A 25,333-nucleotide genomic window follows, 5' to 3' on the forward strand; every position below is an offset into this window, starting at 1 on the left:
CCTGACAGGGGGAGCTGTCGCCGTAGGCGACTGAGGGGGTTGGGGTGTCCGTTGGGTGGTTTCTCCCCTCAGTCAGCTTCGCTGACAGCTCCCCTCAGGGAGGGGAGCCGGTTGGATGTACCGTCTCGTCTTTATCAGGGAGCCGGTTGGGTGGGACGTCTTATTGAGGGTCCGGTTGCCGTGATTGCTCCATCCAATTGGCTCCCTCTGGTAGGGGGAGCTGTCGCCGTAGGCGGCTGAGGGGGTTGGGTGGCGTATGTGATATTTATCACAAATATTGATTTTAGGAATGATTCTTGATATCGCGCGTGCGTGAATACGGAACCCAGCTGGAAAAAACAAGACTTGAGAATGATTTTTTCCTCATCGTATCGTGCGGGTGAACTTCACGGAAAGACGCCCGTCAACGCATCACGATTTCATGGGGCAGCAACCGTGGGGACGACTATTCGGATTCCCGACACCGGACCACCGTATGGCCGAGGTCGGGGATGGGGAACATGAGACGAAAGGAACAGCAGTGTTCTCGAACAAGAAACGTACCGCGGCGCTCGCGGCCGTGATCGCCGCGGCGACGCTCGGCGCCGGCCTCGTGGTGCCGGCCGCCTCCGCCGCGGATTCGACCGCGAAGACCACCAGCGACGCCACCCTGAGCTGGGGACTGAGCAAGATCGCCACCGGTGGCGCATGGTTCGGCGGGTGCAACTTCCTCTCCGCCGGCGAGGCCGGCAACTCCGGAAGCTCCGCGCCCTGGACGGCCTCGAATCCGAATCCCGGCTACAAGTCGGCCGACGGCAACGTGACCATCAAGTCCCCCGACGCCAACGGCGACCTGACCGTCACCCCGACGTGGGAGACCAAGTGCCTGACGCCGAGCGGCAAGGCGGCCACGGCGTACACGAACGGCACCGGCACCTCCACGGACGCCACCGTCAACTTCAGCAAGGGCACCGGCACCATCGACACCGCGGCCAACACCGCTGACATCCAGTGGACCGGTTCCTTCACCGTCGCGTTCTACGGCGGCATGACCTACTGGTTCGCTGCCGATCCGGAGCTGAAGGTGAACGCCGACGGCACCGCCACCCTGACCGCCGATCTCTCCGGCTACGCTGCCGACCGCAACGATCCGAGCAAGTGGAGCAAGATTCCGGTCCAGGAGAACAAGACCATCGCCGAGCTCAAGAACGTGAAGGTGACCGACACCGGCTTCACCGTCACCCCCGAATACGATTCCATCAAGACCACCGAGGTGCCCGATGGCGGCTCCTGGCCGCAGGACTTCGTGAGCTTCCAGGATTTGACCGGTCAGGCCTCCTACTGGTACAACAGCGGCTCCTCCGACGCGAACGCCAAGGCCAAGGCCCCGACGCCGATCACCATCGCCTACACCGCCAAGGCCGCCGACACCACCAAGCCGACGTTCACCGGCGTGGACGACACGACCGTCGCTTTCGGCTCGACCTTCGACCCGAAGGCCGGCGTCACCGCGACCGACGATGTTGACGGTGAGATCGCCTTCACCATCACCGGCGCAGTCAACACCAACAAGGCCGGCGCATACACGCTGACCTACACCGCCACCGATGCGGCGGGCAACACCGCGACCGTCACCCGAACCGTGACCGTCTCCGCCGAAGTCACCGCTCCGGCCGCTCCGGCCCAGCCGACCGTTGCCGCGGCCAGCACTATGGCCGACCCGTACCAGGTGAAGGTCGACTGGAAGGCCCCGGCCAGTGACGGCGGCTCCGCCATCACCGGCTACACCGTGACCCTCACCCCGTCCACGGGCGCGGCCGTGACCCAGGATGTGGCCGCCGACGTGACCACCGCCACCTTCGGCAAGCTCACCGCGCAGAACGTCTCCTACACCGCCACCGTCGTCGCCAAGAACGCCAAGGGCGCCTCCGCCGCGTCCCCGGCCTCCGCCGCCGTGACCCCGAACGCCGACCCGACCTCCACGCCGACCGTCACCGTGACGCCGACCAAGGACATCGACCCGGCCGCCGAGAACACCTTCACCGTGACCGGCACCGGCTTCACCGGCGGTGCCGCCGCGTACGGCACCTACGCCTTCGTCATCGATTCCTCCATCTGGAAGCCCGGTCAGGTCTTCGAGGTCGCCTACGCCAAGCAGGTGGCTGGTGTCTCCTGGGTGAAGCCGGCCGATATCAAGGATGGTAAGTTCACCGCCACCGTCAAGGTGGATGCCGGCAAGCTCGCCTATGGCAAGACCTATGTCGCCGGTACTGTGGCCGCCCACGGCCTGGCTCCGACCGACCGTCGTCTCGACACCGCCCAGGCCATCACGCTCAAGGCCCAGATCCCGACCGCGCCGAGCGACGTCGCCATCGCCAAGTCCGGCGACGCCGACGCCACCGTGAGCTGGAAGGCCCCGGCCGCCGGCACCTACGATTCCAAGGTCGCCAAGTACACCGTCGTCGTCTCCGACAAGGACGGCAAGCAGGTCGACACCAAGACCGTCGACGCCGTCGACGGCAAGATCGACTACACTGCCACGTTCAACGGCATCGCGAAGCCCGGCACCACGCTGAAGGCCACCGTCACCGCCGTGGACGCCAAGGGTCAGCAGTCCAAGGCCATCGCATCCGCCGCCAATCTGACCACGCCCGCCGCCGTCCCCGCCGCGCCGACCGACGTGAAGCTCACCGCCGGCACGCATGAGCTCACCGTCAGCTGGACGGCCCCGGCCGACAACGGCTCCGCCATCACCGAATACACCGTCACGCTGACTCCGAAGGGCGGCAAGGCACAGACCAAGACGGTGAAGGGCGCGACCTCCGTCACGTTCACCGACCTCGACCCGAGCCTCGAATACACCGCCACCGTCACCGCCACGAACGGCAAGGGTACCGGTGTCGCCTCGGCCGAGTCCGCCGCCGCGAAGCCGCAGGTCATCACCCCGGCCCTCGCCTTCGCCGACGCGAACAAGAAGGAGATCACCTCCCTGACCCTGAACGTCAACGACAAGACCACCGTCTACGCGCTGGCCCAGGGCGAGCAGGTCGCCGGCAACGACGTCGTGTGGGAATCCTCCGACAAGACCATCGTCGGCTTCCCCGCCGCCGAGGCCGACACCCCGGCCACCGCCGAGGTCGGCTACAACGCCAAGACGCTGGTCGCTGGCAAGGCCGGCAAGGCCACGGTCACCATCTCCGCCACCATCGACGGCAAGAAGGTGAGCAAGACCCTCGCCGTCACCGTCAAGGACCCGAACGCCGGCGGCAGCGGCTCCAACAACAATGGCGGCAACACCGGTTCCACGAACGGTTCCAACAACAACGGCTCCTCGACCGGCACCACCGCCGATAAGGCCGGCAAGACCAATGGCGCGACCAACGCCAACGGCAAGACCAACGGCCAGCTGAGCAAGACCGGCTCCGCCGTCATGGGCGTCGCCGCCATCGCCGTGGTGCTCGCCGCCGGCGCGGGTGCCACGCTCGCCCTCCGTCGCCGCTCCCTGCGGTAGGCGGGAGATCGGCGGGAGGCGACTCCCCTCAGGCCGCCTGTGGCGGCCAGCTCCCCTCCGTCGGGAGGGGAGCCTGTTGGATGGAAGTTCCGTCCGTTTGGCTTCCTACACGCGGGGGCCTGTTGGATGGGAGTTCCGTCCGCCTGGCTCCCCTCGTGAACGAGGGGAGCTGTCAGCCGTCAGGCTGACTGAGGGGAGGCCCTTGGTCCCGGCCTGTCCAGGTGTTGTCACGCTGGCCCTCCGTCGCCGTTCCCTGCGGTAGGCGGATCGGCTGGAGGCGGCTCCCCTCAGGCCGCCTGTGGCGGCCAGCTCCCCTCCGTCGGGAGGGGAGCCTGTTGGATGGGAGCTCCGGCCGGCTACGTCGGCCACCTCCCTCGTCAGGGGGAGGCATTGGTTTCATATCCCTTCGTTGTCCATACCGTCCAAAGGAACGCAGTTCATGAACATCGGACATCTGATCGACGATGCGCGACGCCGCGCGAAAACCCTGCTGGCGTCGCTCCTCGCGGCCGTATGCCTGCTGTCTCTGGCGGGCTGCGCCAACATCGGCACCATCTCCGAATCGAGCCTCGAATCCTGCAACGTGCCCGACGCCTCCACCACACCCAATCCGCCGAAACTCCCCAACGTCACGAGATCCAAGCTCAAGAACCCGCGCGAGATCACCGGCCCCACCACCGCCTACACGCGATCCGACCAGATTATCCCCATCAGCAATGCACCGTTCGAACAGCAGAAGCTGCCCGTGACCGTGAAAAGCGCCGACGGCCCCGAACAGACCGTCACCGACACCACGCGCATCCTCGCCCTCAACCAGAACGGCGGCCTTGCCGCGGCCGTCTACGCGCTCGGCTTCGGATGCAACCTCGTCGGCCGCGACACCGCCACAGGCTCCTCCGGCATGGACAAGCTTCCCAAGGTCACCGTCAACGGCATGGACCTCAACGCCGAAGCCATCCTCGCGCTCGAACCCACCGTCATCATCACCGACACCAGCATCGGTCCCTATGACGTGCAGCTCCAGCTGCGCCAATCCGGCGTGCCCGTCGTCTTCGTGCCTCTCACCAGCAACGACGGCGTCAACGGCGTCGGCAAACAGATTCAGTCCGTCGCCGACGCACTCGGCGTCAGCGACCTCGGCAAACAACTCGTCAAACGTACGAACAGCGAAATCAGCCAGACCATCCAGACCATCCAAACGACCATGGCGCCGGCCGACGAAAGCCGCAAACCACGCATCGTATTCCTCTACGTGCGCGGCAAATCCATCTACTACTGGTTCGGCGAAGGCTCCGGCGCCGACTCGCTCATCCAATCCATCGGCGCGAACGACGTGGCCAAGGAGGTCGGATTCAACGGCATGGCCGCCACCAACGCCGAAGCGCTCATCAAAGCCAAACCCGACGTCATCTTCGCCATGACCCTGGGCGTGCAGTCGGCCGGCGGACTCGACGGCATGCTCGGCCTGCCCGGCATCAAGGAGACGCCGGCCGGACAACACCGGCGCGTCGTCGACATGAGCGACTACGAGATCATGAGCTTCGGCCCCCAGACCGCACAGGTGCTCGCCGCGCTCGCCACGGCGGTTTACGTGCCGGAACAGGCGTATCAGCCCGAACACAAGCCGGAAGTGGTCGAAAAACGACTCGACGACATGAAACAGGAGAAACAGTGAGGAACGGAAACACCGCATCGGCGCCCCGAAGCGAGATACGGGCCGCGGCCGAACGCGTCGACCAGGCGCGCAACCGGCACATCGCCGCCAACGCCACCGACCTCGGCATCGCCGGCAAACCCCATATGGGCAAGACCGCCCTCACCTTTGCCGTACTCGTCGTCGGACTGCTGGTCATGACCATCGTCTCCGCATCCCTCGGACAGCTCATCATCCCCTTCGACCAGGTCATCGGCTCCATACTCAACAAGATCGGCATCCACTGGCTCGCCGGCCCCAGCCGCGCCTTCGGCAACGAGGCGCTGTGGAACGTGCGTTTCCCCCGCATCGTCATGGCCATCGTCGTCGGCGCGGCGCTCGGCGTCGCCGGCGCCGTCATGCAGGGCGTGTTCGGCAATCCGCTGGCCGAGCCCGGCACCGTCGGCGTATCCTCCGGCGCGGCAGTCGGCGCCAGCGCGTCGATACTCATGGGATGGACGTTCCTCGGGTCGTTCACCACGCCGTTCCTCGCCTTCGCCTGCGGACTTATCACCACCATGTCCGTCTACCTGCTGGCCCGACGCGGCGGACGCACCGAAATCGTTACGCTGATCCTGACCGGCGTGGCCGTCAACGCCATCGCCGGCGCGCTCATCTCGTTCTTCACCTTCGCCGCCCCCACCAACGCCCGCGACCAGATCGTGTTCTGGCAGATGGGGTCCTTCAACGGCAGCCGTTGGCAGCAGGTCGCACTCGTCGCACCCATGTGCGTCATCGGCATCATCGGCGTGCAGTTCATGGCCCATCAGCTCGACCTGCTCTCCCTTGGCGAGAAACCCGCCCGACACCTCGGCGTCAACGTGGAGCGGCTGCGTTTCCTCTCCATGCTGGCCGTGGCATTGCTCGTATCCTCGGCGGTCGCCTTCGCAGGCATCATCTCGTTTGTGGGTCTCGTCGTGCCGCATCTGCTGCGCATGATCATCGGCCCTGGCCATCGCACCCTGCTGCCAGCCTCCGCGCTCGGCGGCGCGCTGCTGCTCACCATCGCCGACTTCGCCGCACGCACCACCATCCAATTCGCCGACCTGCCCATCGGCATGCTCACCTCGCTTGTCGGCGGACCGTTCTTCTTCTGGCTGCTCCGCCGCAGCCGCTCCAAGTCAGGAGGCTGGGCATGAGCATCGCGATCCAACTGCCATGGAACACCGTCCACCGCACGCCGACCATGCCGAACCCCGGCGACCGCGTGCTCGAACTCGTCGACGTCGGCGTATCGATCGGCGAACGACGCATCCTCGACGGCGTGAACCTCGACGTGCGCGCCGGCGAAGTATTGTCGCTCGTCGGACCGAACGGCGCCGGAAAATCCACGCTGTTGAACGCCATAACCGGCGACGTGCCGCTGTCCGACGGCGAAATCACCCTGTTCGGTCTGCCCGCCCTCTCATGGGACGCCACAGAACTGGCCATGCGCAGGTCCGTGCTGCTGCAATCCGTCGACGTGACCTTCCCGTTCAGCGTGGACGACATCGTACGCATGGGACGGTCCCCATGGGAAGGCACCGCCGAGGAGATGGACGACGACATGATCGTCGAATCCGCCATGACGATGACCGAGGTCATGCCGCTCGCCGACCGCGTCTACACGTCGCTGTCGGGCGGCGAACGCGGCCGCGCGGCATTCTCGCGCGTCCTCGCCCAGGCCGCACCCATCCTGCTGCTCGACGAGCCGACCGCCGCCATGGACATCAAACACCAGGAGATGCTCATGCGCATCGGACGCGAATACGCCGCCGCCGGTTGCGCGGTCGTCGTCATCGTGCACGCCCTCGACGCGGCCGCCGCATGGTCCGACCGCGTCGCGCTGCTCGAACACGGCCGGCTGCGCGCCGTGGGCACACCCGAAGAGGTGTTCACCTCCACCATGCTCAGCGACGTCTACCAATGCCCCATCGAAGTGCTGCCGCATCCGGGCGGCGGACTCATCATCCTGCCGAAACGACCGGCCATCACGCGGCACGTCTACGGCGAACACCACGGATTCCCCGACGCGGCCAGGGCGAACCTCGCGCGGTTGTCCGGTCTGTCCGGTCAGGGGGTGTCCTGATGGGTGCGACCAACGGCAACATCAACGGAACCGGAACCATACGTCGAACCATTGGACGGCGCATCGCGGTCATGATCGCGGCGCTGGCGATGACCTGCACGGCGGTCTTCGCGGCCGACGCCGTACGCGTCATCCCCACGGCCGACGCCGCCGCCAAGGTGAGCGCCAACGTGGACGGAGGCTCCCTCAACCCGGACGGCGACACCGCGGTGGAGCTCTCCGGCAGCGGATTCCAATCCGTGCAAGGCGGCTTCGGCGGCATCTACGTGCTCTTCGGCTGGGTCAACGATCCGTCCGGCGGCTCATGGCGGCCATCGCAGGGCGGCATCACCGGCCAGGACTACCGATACATGCCCGACGACGAAAACAACCCCGCCGGATACGACGTGTTCGTCGCCTTCCCCGGCGACTCCACCGCATCCGCAGCCAACGGCGGACAAATCGCCTCGGACGGCACATGGCATGCGACCATCACCGTGCCCGGCGCCAAATTCACCAGCTACGACCGGTCCAACAACCCTACCGAAGTCGACTGCACCGCAGTGCAATGCGGCATCATCACCATCGGCGCCCACGGCGTCGTCAACGCCACCAACGAAACCTTCACGCCACTGAGCTTCGCCGCCGCACAGCAGACGGCCACGCAGAACGATTCCGGCGACGACTCATCGGCGGCCGACGCCAAGAAAACCGCCGACGATGCCGCGGCCAAGGCCAAAGCGGCGGCGGAAGCCAAGAAGAAGGCGGCCGCGGAAGCCGCGGCGAAGAAGAAAGCGCAAGCGGCGGCAGCCGCCAATGAGCCGCAGACGGCGGCGGAGGAGAAAACCATGAGCACGCAGGTCCCCACGCTGGGTATAGCAGGATGGCTGATCGTCGCCGCCATCATCGTCCTCGGCATCGCCATCATCGTGCTGGCGGCGGGAGTCGGCGGATACCTCGCCGCCAAATCGCTGCTGCTCGGCGTCTCACCGGCCGCACTCGACAAGGAGATCGCCAAACGCGAACGCAAGGCCGAGGACGTGCGCGCGCGCGAAGCCCTGAAATCAGCCAAACGCAAACGCCGGCAATACCAGCGGCTGCTCAAGGAACAAGGGCGAGCCGACCAGGCGCAGTCCCTTGTGGAAGACGCCCCGCTGCCCATCCCCACGCCGCGGCAGGACGGCGGCCGGAACGGTGACCCGGCCGCGGCGACGCAGGCCACGCAGGTGATCCCGCCGGTGACGGAAGCATCCGCAGGCGGCGGAGCGGGTACGCCCGCCGGTGCCGCGTCGGTCGCTGGTACGGCCGCTGGCACGGCCGCTGGCATGGCCACTGGCACGGTCGCTGGCACTGCCACCGGCATCCGGGGATTCTTCACACGGCACTCGGGCGGCGCCGCAGACAAGGAAGGCCAGCAATGAGCATCGCACACACCATACTGAAAACCGTCTGCGCCGGCGCATCCGTCCTCGCGGTATGCGCCGGATCGGTGGCCATGGTCGCGCCGGCGCTCGCCGCCGACAATGCCAACGACAATACCGGCGGCGGAACGTCGATCACCGTCGACGACGCCGTGTTCGAATGGGGCGTCAATCCCGAAACCGGCGGCGGATCGTACTTCGGCGGCTGCAACGCCCTGTCCGCCGGCACCGCCGGCGACGCGGGCGGCAGCGGCGTCTGGACCGCCGCCAAAACCGGCAAGGACGGCAAGCCGCTGTATCGCACCGTCGACGAATCAGCCCACGCCGAAATCCTCAAACTAGACCAGCAAGGCGATCTCAAACGGGTCGAGAGCTTCGACGCACGCTGCACGAATCGTGCCGGGGAATCCATCAAGGGTGCGACCGGCGGCATGAAGACATCCAGCGGCAACCCGACCTATTCCGAAAACGTCGTACGACTCTCCGACGGCCAAGGCACCATCGACGCCGCCACAAGCTCCGCCCACATCGAATGGAAGGGCGCCTCGTTCACTATCGTCTACTACGGCGGCATGACCTACTGGTCCATCGCCGACCCCGTGCTCGACATCACCAACGGCAAGGGAACGCTCACCGGCACAGCAACCGGATACGGCGCCGACATGAGCGACCCCGGCAAATGGACCACGCTGGCCAAAACCACCATCCGTCTGGCCGACTTCACCACCGGTGCCCAAAGCGGCGCCGAAAACCAGATCGCCTTCGATACGGAGAAGAACAAACTCACCGCAACGCCCGACTATCTTGGAGTGACCGCCGACACCGGCGCAGAGGCACACTCCGGGCAAGCCGAGAAGACCAACGAGAACGCCGCATGGTGGGGCTCGTTCCCCGCATCATGGGTGCAATACAACATACAGACCGGGCAGTCGTCATATTGGTACACGACCAGCGGCAGCGTGAACAGCATCCAGCCGCGCAAGGTCGCGTCGCCGGTCGTCGTCACATGGGGCGGTGGCCAGACAACGGGGAAGCCCTCGCTCGCCGTGAAGCCGAAAGGCGTGGAACTCGGCAAGACCATCACATTCGAGGCCACGAATCTCGACGACGGCAAACAATACGACGTGACCATCAAGGACCGCAACGGCAACGCCGTTTCCTGGAAGGACGAGAACGACAAAACATGGGTGTGGACATACACGGTCCCCGCCACGGCATCCACCGGCGACTACACGTTCGAACTGCGCGAACACGGCACCGCGGAGGGTGCCGACCCGTTGCTCACCGCGAAATTCACCGTCGGGTCGCTGCCTGGCGCGCCACGGCTCACCAATCATGACGACGAAGGCACCGACCGCGTGGAACTGTTCTGGAACGCGCCGATGGAACAGCCGGGATACCCGTCGTTCAGCGGATTCAAGGCCGTGGCGAAACCCTCGTCCGGCAATGGGGAATCGGTGAGCGCATCCTTCGGCTCGGACGAACGCAGCGGCATGATCACAGGGCTGAAATCCGCGACCACCTACACCGTGACCATCATGGCGGTCAACGACATCGGCGATGGCCCCGCATCGAACGCCATGACCATCACCACCAAGACGTCGTCGTCGGGCGGCGGCTCCGATGATAACGGCAACGGCGGCAATGGCAATGGCTCCAACGGCTCCGGAAACACGACGGACGGCACCGCATACAAGGACGTCACGCTGCGTTGGGGCATCAACGACGAGACGAACTCCGCCGCCTACTACGGCGGCTGCAACTTCATCTCCGCGGGCAAGGCTGGGAACACCGGCTCGTCCAAGACCTGGACCTCGGCTTTCTACAAGGCCAAGGACGGCAACGTCAGCGTCGAAAAACCCAACTCCTCCGGAACATGGGTCGCCGCATCATGGGACAGCAAATGCCTCACCCGCGACGGCGACACGGTGAAGATGGAGAAACGGGCGGACGGCCGCTCCGTCAACTCGGAAACCCAGGTGGTGCTCTCCAAAGGCGCCGGCACCGTGAAATCCGACGGCTCGGTCGAGATTTCGTGGACGGGATCGTTCACCGTGGCCTACTACGGCGGCATGACCTACTGGAGTGTCACCGATCCGAAGCTCACCCTCGACGCCTCCGGCAACGGCGCGCTCACCGCCACGGCCTCCGGATACGGCGCAGACATGAACGACTCCAGCAAATGGGTCACGCTTTCGCCAAGGACGATCCATCTGGCCGACTTCAAGGGCGTGGACGTCAAGAAGGCGGCCAGCGCCCACGGATTCACCAAGACGCCCGAATATCTCGGCGTGAAGGTGACCGCCAGCGGCGACCACGGCGGGCAGGCCGCGAAGGACGGCACCAACGCCGCCTACTGGGGCGCGTTCCCGCAGTCGTTCGTCGACTTCCAGGTCGAGACCGGCCAGTCGGCCTACTGGTACACGGCCAACAGCCAACGCGACTTCGCCAAACCCACGTTGCCGCTTTCCGTGCAATACGACTCCACGTTCAAGGTGAGCGCCGGCTCCGGCAGTCCGGCCGCCGCCACGGCATCCGGAGGGCGGAGCTCGTCGTCGTCCGGGTTGGGCGGCGGACTGCTGTCGCGCGGCGGCGCATCGTCCACGACCAAGCGCAAGTCCACCACGTCCACCGGCAAAACGACGAAGAACAACGCCGACGCATCCTCGACGGCCGATGACGGCGATGCCGGCTCGGAGACGCAGACCAATGCCTCGGGGAACGACGCCTCGCCGCTCATCGCCGACAATGCGCGGACCATTGCGATCGGTTCCGGAGGCGTCGCCGCAGCCACGGCCCTGCCCCTCGGCATCGGCTGGTTCATCCGACGCCGTCTGGGCCTCGACCCCTCCGCCGCCCTCGATTCCCGACTCGGCCTGTAGCCGCAGTTTGATCCACAATGAACGGAAACCGACCTGTATGCCGCCGTTCCTGTTCGTCGTGCGTGCCGTAACGCACGGAAACCTCGGCATATAACGAACAGAAACCGAATCGCGTATACGGTCCCTGCCCGTTGGAATTATTTCAACGAACGCGAACGGTGCCAGCTGCACGGCTCTGCCCGTTGGGATTGTTGCAGCGAACGGAAACCGCGTCAGCTGCACGGCTCTGCCCGTTGGGATTGTTGCAGCGAACGGAAACCGAATCTCGTATACAGTCCCTGCCCGTTGGGATTGTTGCAGCGAACAGAAACCGCGTCAGCTGCACGGCTCTGTCCGTTGTTCGGGTATGACCACAAGTGGAACCCGGCCGTGTCCTTGTTCCTGTTCGTTTGGTCGTGTTTTGGCACCGCGGAAAGACTCCTGGCGCTGGTTATAACGCATGCGCGCGTAAAAACCATCCTGACGGAACGGGTTGCGCTGGTTATAACGCATGCATCCGTATAATCCTGCTCGTACCGTCCGCCTGCGTAGGTTATGCCGCGAGTGTGCGTTATAACCTACGCAAAGGGGATTCCCGGAATGGGTTTTGCTCGACCGTGCGTTATAACCATCGCGAGGTGCCGCCACGCGTAAGGTTTTGCGTGCGCGTGCGTTACAACCGTCGCGAGTGGGTGCTGCGCTGCGCGGAATGGGTTTTGCGTGACTGTGCGTTATAACCATCGCGAGGTGCCGCCACGCGTAGGTTTTTACGTACGCGTGCGTTATAACCTACGTTTCGTGTGGTCGAGGGTGGTCCATCCGTCAACATTGCTCCGATATGTTCGAAGGATGTGCGCGAGGACAATACCGTTGTGTTATGAGAACACACCTGTTAACGGAGCGATTGCTTGACGTCGCGGAGTCTGAGCAACGTTGTGCCGTCGGCTTGACCGAGACGCAGCGACAGCCGTTGCGTCGAAGACGCGATCGAGGCATACTCGTCTCACCGTATTGCAATGTGTATGCACGGTCCTCGTATTGGAACGGCCTCGATCCCATACAGCGGCATGTACATGTGCTCAGGGCGCTGTCGATTCTGCATCCGACATGGGTTTTCGCGGGATTGAGTGCCGCGAGTATCCACGGTCTCGAACACGCATATGCTATGCACGATGATGAGGTCGTCACCGTAGCCAGTTCGTTTCATTCCAATCGGGGAAACGGCAAGCTTAAACGTATTTACATTCCGAATATCGGTGATGTATCAGAACGGCGTTCGTTGCTGTCGGTGACGAACATGTATCGGACATTGGTGGATTGCGCACTGACGTATTCGTTTTCCCAGACGTTGCCGTTGTTCGATTCGGCGGTACGTCGGGGAACCGATATCGCGATGTTGCCGGCGTACTGCAAATCCCTCGGCTTTGATTGTGCGGCGGTCATGACGCTTTGTCATTATGCCGACCCGTTGAGCGAGAATGGCGGCGAGTCATTCATGCGGGCGAAGATCGCGGAGCTGGAGTTCATCATGCCTCGGTTGCAAAGACCATTCCATAATCCTAATAATCCAGATGCCCCGTTTCGAGCGGATTTTTCCTGGGAACTGCCCGATGGGACCATTATCGTGGCGGAATTCGATGGAATGAGCAAATACGTGCTGGACGACGGGACGAGGCGCGGCATTCAGGCGCGCGTCCATGCCGAAAGGGAAAGGGAGACGTGCCTGTATGCGGGCGGCGTCATGCGAATCGTTCGTCTTGAATACGAGGACGGGTTGCATCCGGAACGATTGGAACGGAAGCTTCGAGAGGCGGGGGTTCCGAAACGGCGGTGATGCGCTGTGTATTGTTTTGCGCTGGTTATAACGCATGTGTGCGTATCAACCCGCTCGTACCGCCCACCTGCGTAGGTTATGCCGCAGCCGTGCGTTATAACCGTCGCGAGGGGGGTGCTGCGCGTAGGGTTTTGCGTGCACGTGCGTTATAACCTACGCAAGGGGGATTCCCGGAATGGTTATAACGCACTCATACGTAGAAACCTACGCGAGATGGTGCTGCGCGTAGGTTTGTGTGTGCGTTATAACCTACGCAAAGGGGATTCCCGGAATGGTTATAACGCACTCATACGTAGAAACCTACGCGAGGGGGTGTTGCGCGTAGGGTTTTGTGTGTGCGTGCGTTATAACCGTCGCGAGGTGGTGCCACGCGTAGGGTTTTGCGTGCGCGTGCGTTATAACCATCGCGAAGAGCAGACAGATGACCCGCTGCGAGTAGGCGACGCGCAGCGGGTCATTGTGATGCTGGTGACTATTCACCTGGCGAGACTACTCGCCGAGGGCCTTGTCGACGACGTCCTCGGCCTCATCGAGCACCTTGTCGAGCGCGTCGGGGGAGACGAACGACTCGGCGTACACCTTGTAGATGTTCTCGGTGCCGGAGGGACGGGCGGCGAACCAGTTGTCCTTGGTGGTGACCTTCAGGCCGCCGATCTTCGCACCGTTGCCCGGGGCTTCGGTGAGCTTGGCGGTGATGTCCTCGCCGGCCAGCGTCGACGCGGTCACGTCGTCGCCGGTGAGCTTGGCGAACTTCTGCTTCTGCTCCAGCGTGGTCGGCGTGTCGACGCGCTTGTACCAGGACTCGCCGAAGCGGGCCACCTGGTCCTTATGCAGTTCGGCCGGGTTCTTGCCGGTCTTCGCGGTGATCTCCGCGGCCAGCAGGTCGGGGATGAGACCGTCCTTGTCGGTGGTCCACACGCGGCCGTCGCGGCGCAGGAAGCTCATGCCGGAGCTCTCCTCGCCGCCGAACGCCACCTCGCCCTTGAACAGCGGGTCGACGAACCACTTGAATCCGACCGGCACCTCGACGAGCTTGGCGCCGATGGATGCGGCCACGCGGTCGATCAGCGACGACGACACCAGCGTCTTGCCGATGCCCGCGCCAGCAGGCCAGTCGGGACGGTTGCCGCCGAAGAGATACTCCACGACGACGGCGATGTAGTGGTTCGGGTTCATCACGCCCCAATCCGGGCAGACGATGCCGTGGCGGTCGGCGTCCGGGTCGGTGCCGCCGACGAGATCGTACTTGTCCCATGCGCCGGCGTTGAGCTCGTCGACCAGGCCCTTCATCGCGTACGGGGAGGACGGGTCCATACGGATCTTGCCGTCGTGGTCGATGGTCATGAAGCGCCAGGTCGGGTCGACCTCGGGGCGCACGACGCCGATGTTCAGACCGTACTTCTCGTTGATGAGCGGCCAGTAGTTCACCGAGGCGCCGCCGAGCGGGTCGATGCCGAGACGCACGCCGGAGTTGCGGATCACGTCGAAGTCGATGACGTTGCCCAGGTCGGCCACATAGTGCTCGCGGAAGTCGAAGCCCTCGACGTACTCGGACTTGATGGCCTCCTCGTAGGGAACGCGCTTGACGGACTTGTAGTCGCCGAGCAGTTCGTTGGCGCGGGCGGCGATGGCGTTGGTGGTCTCGGCCGGAGCCGGGCCGCCGGTGACGGGATCGTACTTGAAGCCGCCGTCGGTGGGCGGGTTGTGGCTCGGGGTCACGACGATGCCGTCGGCCAGTCCCTCGCCGGAGAAGCGCTGGGTGCCGTCGGCCGCGCGGTTGTGCGTCAGGATGGCCTGGGAGACCACCGGGGTGGGCACGAAGTCGTCGCGCGAGTCGATGCGCACGTGCACGCCGTTGGCGACGAGCACCTCGATGGCGGTCTTCTTGGCCGGGTCGGACAGCGCGTGCGTGTCGGAGCCGAGGTACAGCGGGCCGGTGACGCCGGCCTTCTTGCGATATTCGGCGATGGCCTGGGAGATGGCGACGATATGCGCCTCGTTGAACGAGGTCTTCAGGGACGAACCACGGTGTCCGGAGGTGCCGAAGATGACACGCTGCTCCGGGACGGACGGGTCGGGGACGAGGTCATAGTATTTGCCGATGACCTCATCGACGTTGATCAGATCTTCTGGGGTGGCGGGCTTGCCCGCATTGTTAGCAACCATAAGGCCATTCTGCCACAACGGAATTCGAATCGGGGGCGTTCGGCCTCCGATGTCGCAAAATGTTTCGGCAGCGGTGTTCGTGCGTTTATACGCCGTTCATCGTCGTTGGGCCGGTTGGTCGGGTCGGTGGTCGGTCCGGTCGTTCGGTCCGGTCGTTCGGCCACGGGGAATGGCAACGACCGGGCGGCGACGTCGGCATATTCCGAAGTCCGATTATCCCGGCCTCCGTCTACGCGGCTGGTGCGGCGGGCGCCGCAGGTTCGGGCACGCGCACGCACAGTGCACGATGCTCCACGGTGAACTCGATGTGCGCGGTCTTGCCGAGGATGTCGCCGTCCACCTGCGCCAACGCCGGCTTCTCCAGACGAATCTCCGCGCGCGAGCCCTGGATCTGGTCGACCGACGAGTTCGTGGACAACGGGTTCTGCCCGGCGCGCTTGGTGATCGTCTGATGCAGGACATCGCCGAACAGGTTGGCCCATCCGATGATGCCGCCCGTCGTGTCGATCAGCTCGAAATCGAGGATGCCGTCGTCGTACGCGGCCTCGGGCATGAGCGCGAAGCCGGGGATCTGCCCGCAGTTGCCCGCCATGAACGTGCGGAACGCGGTGCTTTCCGACGTCTGCTCGTTGCCGTCCGGTCCGCAGATGGTGAACGTGCCATGGTATTTCGGCGTGAACAGGTTCTTCACCCCGCCTACGAAATACGCCAGCCAGCTGATGTTCTTCTTCAATGCCGGATCGGTGTCGTCGATCATCGCTGCATCGAATCCGATGCCCGCGATGATGAGGAACGCGCGGCGGCGTTTCGGCTCGTCGGAGTCCAGCAGCGTCATGCGGCCCATGTCGACCTTGCGCGATCCATGCGATATCGCCACCTGCAGGGCGGCGTCGACGTCGCCGATCGGAATGCCCATGTTGCGGGCGAACAGGTTGCCTGTGCCGATGGGAATGATGCCGAACGGACGGTCCGTGCCCGCCATCGCGCTGGCCGCCGTGCGTACGGTGCCGTCGCCGCCCACGGCCACGATGGCGTCGGCGCCGCGGTCCATCGCCTCCAACGCGCATGCCTTGCCGTCCTTGTCGAGCCTGGTGTCGATGAACATGGGGGATGCCATCTCGCGCTCCCGGAAGAAGGCGATGATCTGCCTGCGGATGTCCTCCGCGCCCGGTTTGGACGGATTGAGGATGAACGCATAGGTGGCGGACGCCTCGTCGCGCCGTTCTATGGCATCGATCAGACGACGGCGACGAACCATGGCGACGCCCCCGGCGACGATGGCCGCGACCGCCGCCACGGCGATGATGACGATGAGGATGATCCAGCCTGCAGACATGAGTCCATTGTCATGACCGGACGTCGGAAAAGCACCCACGATGCCGCGAATTTCTTCGTTTTCTGCACGAATTCTTGCGGCGTGCGGCATCGTCCGGCGTGTCTTACGCGGGCATTATCGTAAGCCCTATGCTTGATATTCAATTCATTCGTGAACATGCGGACGTCGTCAAGGAATCCCAGCGCAAGCGCGGCGAGTCCGTCGAGCTCGTCGACGAGGTCCTTCGCTCCGACGAGGCGCGTCGCACCGCGCTGAAGGAATTCGAGACCGCCCGCGCCGAACAGAAGGCCATGGGCAAGAAGGTCGCCTCCGCCCCGGCCGACGAGAAGGCTGCCGTCATCGCCCAGACCAAGGAACTGTCCAACAAGGTCGCCGAGTTCAAGTCCGAGGCCGACAAGGCCGCCGAGGAATACACCACCGCCATGTGGAAGCTCTCCAACATCGTGGAGCCCGAGGCCCCCGAAGGCGGCGAGGACGACTACGTGGTCGTCAAGAAGGTCGGTCAGATTCGCGACTTCGCAGCCGAAGGCTTTGAGCCCAAGGACCATCTCACCCTCGGTACCGGCGTGGCCGGCATCGACATGCGCCGCGGCGTGAAGGTCGGCGGCTCCCGCTTCTACTTCCTGCGCGGTGCCGTGGCCCGTATGCAGATCGCCATGCTCACCATGGCCGTGGACCAGGCCGAGCAGAACGGCTTCATCCTCGCCATCACGCCGACGCTCGTGCGTCCCGAGGTCATGGCCGGCACCGGATTCCTCAACTCCCATGCCGATGAGATCTACCGTCTGCGCGAACCCGACGACCAGTACCTTGTCGGCACCTCCGAGGTGGCGCTCGCCGGCATGCACGAGAACGAGATCCTCGACCTCTCCGACGGTCCGCTGCGCTACACCGGCTGGAGCTCCTGCTACCGCCGCGAGGCAGGCGCCGCAGGCAAGGACACCTCCGGCATCATCCGCGTGCACCAGTTCGACAAGGTGGAGATGTTCGTTTACTGCAAGCAGGAGGATTCCCGCGCCCAGCACCAGGCTCTGCTTGCGATGGAGCAGGAGATGCTCGGCAAGGTCGAGGTGCCGTACCGCATCATCGACACCGCCGCCGGCGACCTCGGCTCCTCCGCCGCCCGCAAGTTCGACTGCGAGGCATGGGTGCCGACGCAGGGCCGCTACCGCGAGCTCACCTCCACCTCGAACTGCACCGAGTACCAGGCCCGCCGCCTCAACATCCGCGAACGTACCGAGGACGGCGGCACCCGCGCCGTTTCCACGCTCAACGGCACGCTGGCCACCACCCGTTGGCTCGTCGCCATCCTTGAGAATCATCAGCAGAAGGACGGCTCCATCGTGATCCCGCAGGCCATGCGTCCTTACATGGGCGGCCGCGAGGTCATCGAGCCGACGAAGTGGGAGGCCTGATTCCCCCTCTTTTTTGACGGGCCGTGTGTGACGTCGTCGTCGGACGATGGGTGCCACGCATTGCCATATGGCAATGCCATATGTTGGATGATCGTGGTTCCGTGCCGGGATTTCATGGCATGGAACCACAATCATTTTTTCTCGCCGTTCCGTGGCATGATCCGGATGCCAATCTCATATGGATTCCGTGTGATATCAACGGCCCTGATATCGGCGTTTGCGCTGTTGGCCGGTATGGAGGCATATGTTCCACATCCGGAGTTCCGTGACGGAAAGGATCGCCACGGAATAGTTCTTTCGTCGTTTTGCGTGTTCCGCGTCGTCGCACATCGGGGCTGATACGACGTCATCGCCCTATGAGGCCGGGCCCCAGGAGCCTACGGCAGGAAGCCAATCCCCGGCACCGGCACCGTAACCGCCAAACCGGGCCCCGGGGAGCCTACGGCATGAAGTCCATTTCCGTCATATTTTGCGCAAGCGCTGTCTCTATAGTGATTATTGGCGTGTCGTATATACCGATTTTTGTCGGATGACAGCGTTACCGTTTTTTCGTTCCATAAAAAAGCATCCCCGTCCAGCGGGGTTCCTCATGGAAGAGAACGATGATGACGCAGGAGTCGAATGGCGCCGGCCAGAAGAACGTCAAGACCGAATCCTCCCGCGCGGCGGTCGAGTCCGCCGCAGCAGCCGGCGCGCCCACTCCCCGCGACGACCGGTTCTTCACCCCGCCGGTGATCTCCCTCATCGCCATGAGCTTCATGCTCGGCATGAGCGAATTCATCGTCGTCGGCATTCTGCCCGACATCGCCGAAGGCCTGAATGTCTCCTTGACCACCGTCGGCGGGCTCGTCTCGCTGTTCGCCTTCGTCTACGCGCCGGCCACGCCGATCGGCGCCTCGATCAGCTCCCGGTTCGAACGATTCCGTACCATGATCTTCCTCGCCGTGGTCTTCCTCATCGGCAACGTCATGTGCGCGTTCGCCGTCGGCTACGGCATGCTCGTGGCCGCGCGAATCGTGATCGCGCTGATTTCCGGCACCACGGTGGCCGTGTCCATGACCTTCGCGCCCGACGTCGCCTCGGCGCGCAACCGCACCAAATTCGTGGCATGGGTGTTCTCCGGGTTCTCCATCGCATCGGTGTTCGGTGTGCCGATCGGCACGTCCATCGCGAACGCGTTCGGCTGGCGTTGGGCGTTCCACATCATCAATCTGCTGACGGTGCTGCTCATCATCGTCATGTGTTTCGTACTGCCGAAGAACCATTACGGACCGAAATCGCGTTTTCTCGCGCAGTTCTTCATCTTCACCGAGAAACGCATCTGGGGCGGCATCCTCGCCGTCGTGTTCGGTGCCGCGGCGACCTACGTGTTCTATACGTATCTCACGCCCATTCTCGAACAGCAGATCGGCATCGCCCCGCGATTCATCGCGGTGGCATTGTCCTGCTACGGCGTGGCGTGTCTGGCGAGCAATCTGTACAGCGGCAAGCTCGGCGACAACGGCAGGGGAGTGGAGCCGCTGGTCAGGGTGCGGTTCATCTACGTCGTTCAGGCGGCGTTCATGGTCGTGCTGCCGTTTGCCGTCATGAACGCCGTCACCGGATGTCTGGTGCTGCTGGCGCTCGGACTCTTCATGTATCTGCAGAACACCCCGTCGCAGGTGCTGTATATGGACGTGGCGGCGAAGACGCATCCCGGTTCGATGAATCTTGCCTCCTCGTTCAATTCGATGGCGTTCAACATCGGCATCGCGCTTGGCTCGGCTGTCGGTGGCCTGGTGACCGACCATATCGGCATGCGTTGGCTTGGACCGTTCGGCGCCGTGTTCGCGCTGCTGGCGTATCTGACGGTCGTGTGGCTGCGGGCCGATATGAAACGCCGCCAATCCAAGGCGTGACTGACTGACTGGCTGACTGACATTCGCTGTTTTCCTCGCGCAAATCGTCGATTTCGTCCCCGATTTCGGCGATTTCGACGAGGAGATTGCCGATTTCGACGATTAGGACGAGGACATCGGCACCCGTGGTTTGGAGAAACCCGCGTTATGGATTATGATGTAACGCGTGCTTTTGCACGAACGTCGTTGCGACGCGCGCGCAAGACGCGCACACAACGATGGACAGGTGTCTGAGCGGTCTAAAGAGACGGTCTTGAAAACCGTTGAAGCGCAAGCTTCCGCGAGTTCGAATCTCGCCCTGTCCGCAAACGCCCCGGATTCCTCCGGGGCTTTTCTGTTTTTCGGCCACCTGTGGGGAACAGGCCGCGCGGCGGGAGTACAGTGGCGTGGTAGTCGCCGAACATCAGGGGGAGCCAATGCCGTATACGCCGAAGAACCATGGGACCGACGAAACCAATGTGATATTCGATTTCTGCGACGTGCTGCTGCAATGGGATCCCAGAGGCGGCACCTACGACCTGTTTGCCGAGCAATCGTCGGTGGACGTGTGGAAGACGTTCTACGACGAGGACGCCGATTATGGGTTCTGGCATTACGACGGGCTTCTTGACGCCGGCATGGATGCCGCCGAGGCGGCCGCCGACTATCGCGCCCATCATGCGGGGAAGGCGGACGAGGGGGCGTTCGACCTGTATCTCGCCCACCGCGATCTGGCGTTCCGAGGCATGATTCCGGGCATGGACACCTTGCTCGAACTATTGCATACGCGCGGCATCCCCACATGGGGACTGACGAACTTCACGGCCGATGCGGTCGACTACGCACAGGGCAGGTATCCCGCCATGCGGCTGCTCAACGACGTGGTCGTCTCCTCGACCGAGCGGCTGAAGAAACCGGACAGGCGCATCTATGAGCTCGCCGCCGAGCGTTTTGGCGTCGAGCCGGCGAGATCGGTGTTCATCGACGACAAGCCGTGGAATGTGGAGGCCGCGCGCGACGCCGGATTCCAGTCGTTCGTGTTCGTCAATGCGATGGACGCCCGCAGCCAGCTCGCGCAGGCCGGCGTGCATCTGTGACGGGGACCCGGCTATCGCCGTCGGATCAGTCCATGCCAGACGACGTGGGCGAGCGCGGCGCCGCCAAGCGCGACCGTGGCCGCGACCTTGGGTTTGCGCAGTTCGTTGCGTACGGATGCGCCGTCGGTCATGAGATGGTCGCCGATGAACACGCGCACCTCGTTGCCTGAACGACGTCCGATGAGTTCGCCGTAGGTGAGCATGCGGGTGTCGTATGTGGACGGGTCGGCCTCGTGGAACGTGAACAGGCGGATGCCGCGCAACGCCGATTTCGGTCCGTATGACGTGAATCCGCAGGTGGGGGCGTAGCCGAGGTCGAAGCCGTCCACCCGGCCGACGAACGCGTTCTTGTGGTCGTGCCCGGCGAACAGGGCGAAATAGCCGCCGGCCTTGCGCATGGCCTCCACCTCGCCGCAGTTCACGTCGGCGCATCCGATGGATTCGCCGAGCAGCGAGCCCGGCCGGCATTTCGATTCGTCGAGAAGATAGCATTTGCCGGAGAACGTGCGTGTGCCTTCCACTGCGTATGGGGTCCACGCCGGCACTTCGCGCAGGCACTGGTAGAACTCCTGCGGGGGGATGTGCTGGAACGCGATGGCCGGCACCGGGAGACCGTCGCCGTTGCGTTCGCCGAGATGACGCTGCACGTCGCCCAGCCAGCGGATGGCTTCGGGACTGGGCGTGCCATAGCCGGCGGTGTCGGCCAGGTCGAAGTCGCGGGACTTGACCGCATACAGTTCGTAGGGGACGGTGTCGGCGGTCTGGGAGGCGAGTTCGACGGGGCTTTCCACATGCGAACCGGGTTCGCCGTCCTCGCCGCCGATCTCGCTGGCGTAGTCGCCGGAGTTCACCATCATCACGCTCATGGCGATGCGGCCGCCGTCGGACGATTCCACGGGCAGGGCGAACGTGCCCGGCTCGCAGACCAGCGGGTCGGCATGGTCGGCGGCCAGCGCTGTCGGGGTGTCGGGCGTGCTGCGGGGGTTGAGGCATCCGGGGAATTCGCGGTACATGTCGTCCTGCTCGTCGACGAGCACGCCGCATTGGAAGTCGTGGTTGCCGTAAGTGGCGGCGAACGGCACGTCGGCGGTCACGGCCGGTCCGAGGAACGCGGAGAACGTCTCTCGCACCTTCTCGCGCGTGCGGTCCATGGCGGTCTCGGCATCGTCGTCCGAGGGTTGCATGCCCTGCACGGCCGCCTCGAATCTGGTGACGGCGCGCACGTGGGCACCGGGCCGGTCGCCGCGCCGGCGCAGGAACGTGTCGATGTAGGCGGGGTCGTATCCACGGATCTGGTCGCCGGTGAGCACGACGAGGTCGGGGTCGGAGACGGCGATGGCTTCGCGGATCAGGCGAATCGTGTCCTCGTTGACGTCGGGCCCGTCCTGGATGTCGGCCATCTGCAGCACTCGGAACGTGCCGTTCTCGCGAAATCGAAGAGTCATGCCTACCACTCTATATCGTCGGGGTTCATCAAACTGAATATCGGGTGCCGGCATGCTGAAGCCTATGCGAACTGTTCGCGGCGGAAATGGAAAACCGTCCTGCCTCCCCAAGGTGTGGATGGGGAGGCAGGACGGTTCCTGCCATGCGGTCGTGGCATCGGAAGGCGCCGGGCGGCACGGTTACGGGACCGATCCCGGCACGTCGGTGTTTTTCCGGTGTTTTTTCGGTGTTTACAGAACGCCCTGGGCGACCATGGCGTTGGCGACCTTGACGAAGCCGGCGGCGTTGGCGCCGAGCATGAGGTCGCCCTCGTGACCGTATTCCTTGGCGGCGGCCAGGGATTCGGACACGATGGTCTCCATGATGTTCTTCAGCTTGGCGTCGACCTCGTCGAACGTCCAGCTGAGACGATAGCTGTTCTGGCTCATCTCCAGTCCGGAGACGGCGACGCCGCCGGCGTTCGCGGCCTTGGCCGGGCCGTACAGCAGGCCGGCGTCCTGATAGACGGCGATGGCCTCCGGGGTCGACGGCATGTTCGCGCCCTCGCACACGGCCTGGCATCCGCCAGCGACGAGCGCCTTGGCGGACTCCTCGTCGATCTCGTTCTGGGTGGCGCACGGCAGGGCGATGTCGCACTTGACGGTCCACACGCCGGAGCAGCCCTCATGGTATTCGGCGGACGGCACGCGCTCGGCGTACTCCTTGATGCGGCCGCGCTCGACCTCCTTGATCTGCTTGACGACGTCCACCTTGATGCCTTCCGGATCGTAGACGTAGCCGTTGGAATCGGAGACGGTGACGACCTTGGCGCCCAGCTGCTCGGCCTTCTGCGCGGCGTAGATGGCCACGTTGCCGGAACCGGAGATCACGACGGTCTTGCCTTCGAAGGAATCGTTCTTCAGCACGCGCAGGGCCTCCTGCATGTAGTAGCAGACGCCGTAGCCGGTGGCCTCGGTGCGGGCGAGCGAGCCGCCGAACTCCAGGCCCTTGCCTGTGAGCACGCCGGAGTATTCGTCGCGGATGCGCTTGTACTGGCCGAAGAGGTAGCCGATCTCGCGGCCGCCCACGTTGATGTCGCCGGCCGGGACATCGGTGAACTGGCCGATGTGGCGGCACAGCTCGGTCATGAAGGCCTGGCAGAAGCGCATGACCTCGGCGTCGGAGCGGCCCTTCGGGTTGAAGTCGGAGCCGCCCTTGCCGCCGCCCATCGGCAGCGTGGTCAGGCTGTTCTTGAGGATCTGCTCGAAGCCGAGGAACTTGATGACGCCCTCGTTGACGGTCGGGTGGAAGCGCAGGCCGCCCTTGTACGGTCCGATCGCGGAGTTGAACTGAACACGGTAGCCGCGGTTCACCTGCACCTTGCCCTCGTCATCGACCCAGGCCACACGGAACTTGACGACGCGCTCGGGCTCGACGATGCGCTCAAGGACGCCGTTCTTCTCGTATTCGGGGTGCTTCTCGACGACCGGTTCGAGGGATTCGAAGACCTCGCGAACGGCCTGCAGGAACTCCGGCTGGTCACCATCGCGCTGCTCCACCTGATCGTAGACGCGCTTGAGATATTCGTTGTTCAGCATCATGCTCCTTAGCATGTAGGGAGCCTCGCCGCATGTTCGCACACCTGCGCCTGCGCCATGGTTTTCCAAGGACGTGACGTGATCGCGGAGGGGGCGGCAACGCTCTGATTGGTGAGAACACCCTCATAATAAGGCAGAATGCCGCCCATGTGAATACCTATTCCATATATAGGAAAACCCTATCGGAATGGCGTGCCCTACTGTGCGGCCTCGGCCTCGTCGAGACCGGAGAAGCCGCCGAGGATCACCGTGGTGGCGATGGTCTGCTCGGTGATGTTCACGCCCGCGTTGCGCAGGTCGATGATCATCAGCGCGTATTTGTGGAACGTGCGGTCCGAATACGTGCCGAGTTCGCCGCGCAGATACGTCTCGAACGACGTGACGCCGATCTCGTCCTGGTCGGTGGTCAGCACTCGCATGGCCTCGCCGAGCTTCGGATAGCGCTCGCGGAACTCGCGCGCCCATTGCACCTGCTGCCGGATGACGGCCTCCTGCGCGTCGAGGCGCTCCGGGTCGAGCTTCGGCATCGAGGGTTCGAGCTCCCTGTGGTACCGTTCGGGCTCGGTGGATTCCATCATGCGCGCGTACTTCTCGGTCAGGAGGTTGCGGCCGGCCGCGTCGGCGTCGTCGAGGTCCTGCGCGTAGCTGTCGAGCAGGTCGATGCGCCAGGTGAGGAACTGGCTGATGCGCATCTGGTGGAACGTGGGCCAGTCCCCTTGGCAGTTGGCGCGGCCGCCCTCGTTGTTCACCTCCTGGAACTGGTTCCATTCATGGCGGACGATGAGCTCGGCCCGGTGCGCCTGCTCGTTGATGTCGTGCTGCTCGTCGTACCACAGTGTGGCGGTGAGCACGTGGTCGGCGCTTTCGTTGGTGGTGTTGGTGGTGTTGGCCGTATTCGTATCGGACATGATCTCCTCCGATGATGATGTGTTTGGATGGGCGGAAGGATGGACGTGGCGAAGCTCCCCTCAGTCATGCTACGCATGACAGCTCCCCTCACAGAGGGGAGCCGAGGAAGAGGGGGGTCATGCTGTGCATGACGGCCTGCCTCGCGGAGGGGAGCCGGGGCTGTG

The 25,333-nt window shown here is 64.2% G+C and carries 15 protein-coding genes and 1 tRNA gene; 11 read left to right on the forward strand and 5 right to left on the reverse strand.

The features are described from left to right. Window positions 1-520: 520 nt before the first annotated feature. The 7 genes from DF200_RS01490 to DF200_RS10635 all read left to right on the forward strand — a co-directional run bounded on the left by DF200_RS01490 (window position 521) and on the right by DF200_RS10635 (window position 13,346). Window positions 521-3,490 (forward strand): fibronectin type III domain-containing protein, encoded by a 2,970-nt coding sequence (locus DF200_RS01490; protein ID WP_146191979.1) that lies wholly within the window; start codon window positions 521-523, stop codon window positions 3,488-3,490. Between the two features lie 439 nt (window positions 3,491-3,929). Continuing rightward, complete coding sequence (locus DF200_RS01495; protein ID WP_109136531.1) at window positions 3,930-5,165, forward strand: heme/hemin ABC transporter substrate-binding protein; 1,236 nt, start codon at window positions 3,930-3,932, stop codon at window positions 5,163-5,165. Further along, a complete protein-coding gene (locus DF200_RS01500) occupies window positions 5,162-6,322 on the forward strand; it encodes a FecCD family ABC transporter permease (protein ID WP_206603399.1) in 1,161 nt (386 codons plus the stop codon). The genes DF200_RS01495 and DF200_RS01500 overlap by 4 nt, the downstream gene beginning before the upstream one ends. Further along, a complete protein-coding gene (locus DF200_RS01505) occupies window positions 6,319-7,251 on the forward strand; it encodes a heme ABC transporter ATP-binding protein (protein WP_109136532.1) in 933 nt (310 codons plus the stop codon). The genes DF200_RS01500 and DF200_RS01505 overlap by 4 nt, the downstream gene beginning before the upstream one ends. Next, window positions 7,251-8,651 (forward strand): hypothetical protein, encoded by a 1,401-nt coding sequence (locus tag DF200_RS10950; protein ID WP_109136533.1) that lies wholly within the window; start codon window positions 7,251-7,253, stop codon window positions 8,649-8,651. Before DF200_RS01505 ends, DF200_RS10950 begins: the two co-directional genes overlap by 1 nt. After that, window positions 8,648-11,533: a fibronectin type III domain-containing protein gene (locus DF200_RS01515; protein WP_109136534.1), complete on the forward strand. Its 2,886-nt coding sequence runs from the start codon at window positions 8,648-8,650 to the stop codon at window positions 11,531-11,533. The genes DF200_RS10950 and DF200_RS01515 overlap by 4 nt, the downstream gene beginning before the upstream one ends. Before the next feature lie 856 nt (window positions 11,534-12,389). Beyond that, window positions 12,390-13,346 carry a hypothetical protein gene (locus DF200_RS10635; RefSeq protein ID WP_146191981.1) on the forward strand — a complete coding sequence of 319 codons (957 nt, stop codon included), beginning with the start codon at window positions 12,390-12,392 and terminating at the stop codon, window positions 13,344-13,346. A gap of 489 nt (window positions 13,347-13,835) precedes the next feature. On the opposite strand, the gene pgm is transcribed toward DF200_RS10635, so the two are convergent. After that, window positions 13,836-15,512 carry a phosphoglucomutase (alpha-D-glucose-1,6-bisphosphate-dependent) gene (gene pgm, locus DF200_RS01530; protein WP_109136537.1) on the reverse strand — a complete coding sequence of 559 codons (1,677 nt, stop codon included), beginning with the start codon at window positions 15,510-15,512 and terminating at the stop codon, window positions 13,836-13,838. 229 nt (window positions 15,513-15,741) lie between these two features. Beyond that, window positions 15,742-16,848: a diacylglycerol/lipid kinase family protein gene (locus tag DF200_RS01535; protein WP_109136538.1), complete on the reverse strand. Its 1,107-nt coding sequence runs from the start codon at window positions 16,846-16,848 to the stop codon at window positions 15,742-15,744. Window positions 16,849-16,976: 128 nt separating this feature from the next. Here DF200_RS01535 and serS point away from each other — a divergent pair, with 128 nt between their 5' ends. The 4 genes from serS to DF200_RS01555 all read left to right on the forward strand — a co-directional run bounded on the left by serS (window position 16,977) and on the right by DF200_RS01555 (window position 21,237). Beyond that, entirely contained in the window at window positions 16,977-18,263 is a 1,287-nt protein-coding gene (gene serS / locus DF200_RS01540; protein WP_109136539.1) for a serine--tRNA ligase, read from the forward strand. Window positions 18,264-19,012: 749 nt separating this feature from the next. Beyond that, window positions 19,013-20,161, forward strand: a complete 1,149-nt coding sequence (locus tag DF200_RS01545) for an MFS transporter (protein ID WP_241520083.1) — start codon at window positions 19,013-19,015, stop codon at window positions 20,159-20,161. A 220-nt stretch (window positions 20,162-20,381) separates the two neighbouring features. Beyond that, window positions 20,382-20,466 (forward strand) — tRNA-Ser (locus tag DF200_RS01550). Between the two features lie 81 nt (window positions 20,467-20,547). Beyond that, entirely contained in the window at window positions 20,548-21,237 is a 690-nt protein-coding gene (locus DF200_RS01555; protein ID WP_146191982.1) for an HAD family hydrolase, read from the forward strand. Window positions 21,238-21,248: 11 nt separating this feature from the next. Here DF200_RS01555 and DF200_RS01560 read toward each other — a convergent pair whose 3' ends face one another. The 3 genes from DF200_RS01560 to DF200_RS01570 all read right to left on the reverse strand — a co-directional run bounded on the left by DF200_RS01560 (window position 21,249) and on the right by DF200_RS01570 (window position 25,168). Beyond that, the gene (locus DF200_RS01560) at window positions 21,249-22,682 is read right to left on the reverse strand and encodes a metallophosphoesterase family protein (protein ID WP_109136541.1); all 1,434 of its coding nucleotides are present in this window, start codon (window positions 22,680-22,682) and stop codon (window positions 21,249-21,251) included. Window positions 22,683-22,913: 231 nt separating this feature from the next. Continuing rightward, window positions 22,914-24,260, reverse strand: coding sequence for an NADP-specific glutamate dehydrogenase (gdhA, locus tag DF200_RS01565; protein ID WP_109136608.1), 1,347 nt, complete (start codon window positions 24,258-24,260; stop codon window positions 22,914-22,916). Window positions 24,261-24,457: 197 nt separating this feature from the next. After that, complete coding sequence (locus DF200_RS01570; protein WP_109136542.1) at window positions 24,458-25,168, reverse strand: DUF4125 family protein; 711 nt, start codon at window positions 25,166-25,168, stop codon at window positions 24,458-24,460. Window positions 25,169-25,333 lie beyond the last annotated feature (165 nt).

The organism is Bifidobacterium catulorum, from assembly GCF_003129925.1.
Lineage (GTDB): Bacteria > Actinomycetota > Actinomycetes > Actinomycetales > Bifidobacteriaceae > Galliscardovia > Galliscardovia catulorum.

What these genes read in the sequence shown, in the direction of transcription:
- DF200_RS01495 (WP_109136531.1), top strand. Translation starts at nt 3,930, where the DNA reads ATGAACATCGGACATCTGATCGACGATGCGCGACGCCGCGCGAAAACC.
- DF200_RS01505 (WP_109136532.1), top strand. Translation starts at nt 6,319, where the DNA reads ATGAGCATCGCGATCCAACTGCCATGGAACACCGTCCACCGCACGCCG.
- DF200_RS10950 (WP_109136533.1), top strand. Translation starts at nt 7,251, where the DNA reads ATGGGTGCGACCAACGGCAACATCAACGGAACCGGAACCATACGTCGA.
- DF200_RS01515 (WP_109136534.1), top strand. Translation starts at nt 8,648, where the DNA reads ATGAGCATCGCACACACCATACTGAAAACCGTCTGCGCCGGCGCATCC.
- DF200_RS10635 (WP_146191981.1), top strand. Translation starts at nt 12,390, where the DNA reads ATGAGAACACACCTGTTAACGGAGCGATTGCTTGACGTCGCGGAGTCT.
- pgm (WP_109136537.1), bottom strand. Translation starts at nt 15,512, where the DNA reads ATGGTTGCTAACAATGCGGGCAAGCCCGCCACCCCAGAAGATCTGATC.
- DF200_RS01535 (WP_109136538.1), bottom strand. Translation starts at nt 16,848, where the DNA reads ATGTCTGCAGGCTGGATCATCCTCATCGTCATCATCGCCGTGGCGGCG.
- serS (WP_109136539.1), top strand. Translation starts at nt 16,977, where the DNA reads ATGCTTGATATTCAATTCATTCGTGAACATGCGGACGTCGTCAAGGAA.
- DF200_RS01545 (WP_241520083.1), top strand. Translation starts at nt 19,013, where the DNA reads ATGAGCTTCATGCTCGGCATGAGCGAATTCATCGTCGTCGGCATTCTG.
- DF200_RS01560 (WP_109136541.1), bottom strand. Translation starts at nt 22,682, where the DNA reads ATGACTCTTCGATTTCGCGAGAACGGCACGTTCCGAGTGCTGCAGATG.
- gdhA (WP_109136608.1), bottom strand. Translation starts at nt 24,260, where the DNA reads ATGCTGAACAACGAATATCTCAAGCGCGTCTACGATCAGGTGGAGCAG.
- DF200_RS01570 (WP_109136542.1), bottom strand. Translation starts at nt 25,168, where the DNA reads ATGTCCGATACGAATACGGCCAACACCACCAACACCACCAACGAAAGC.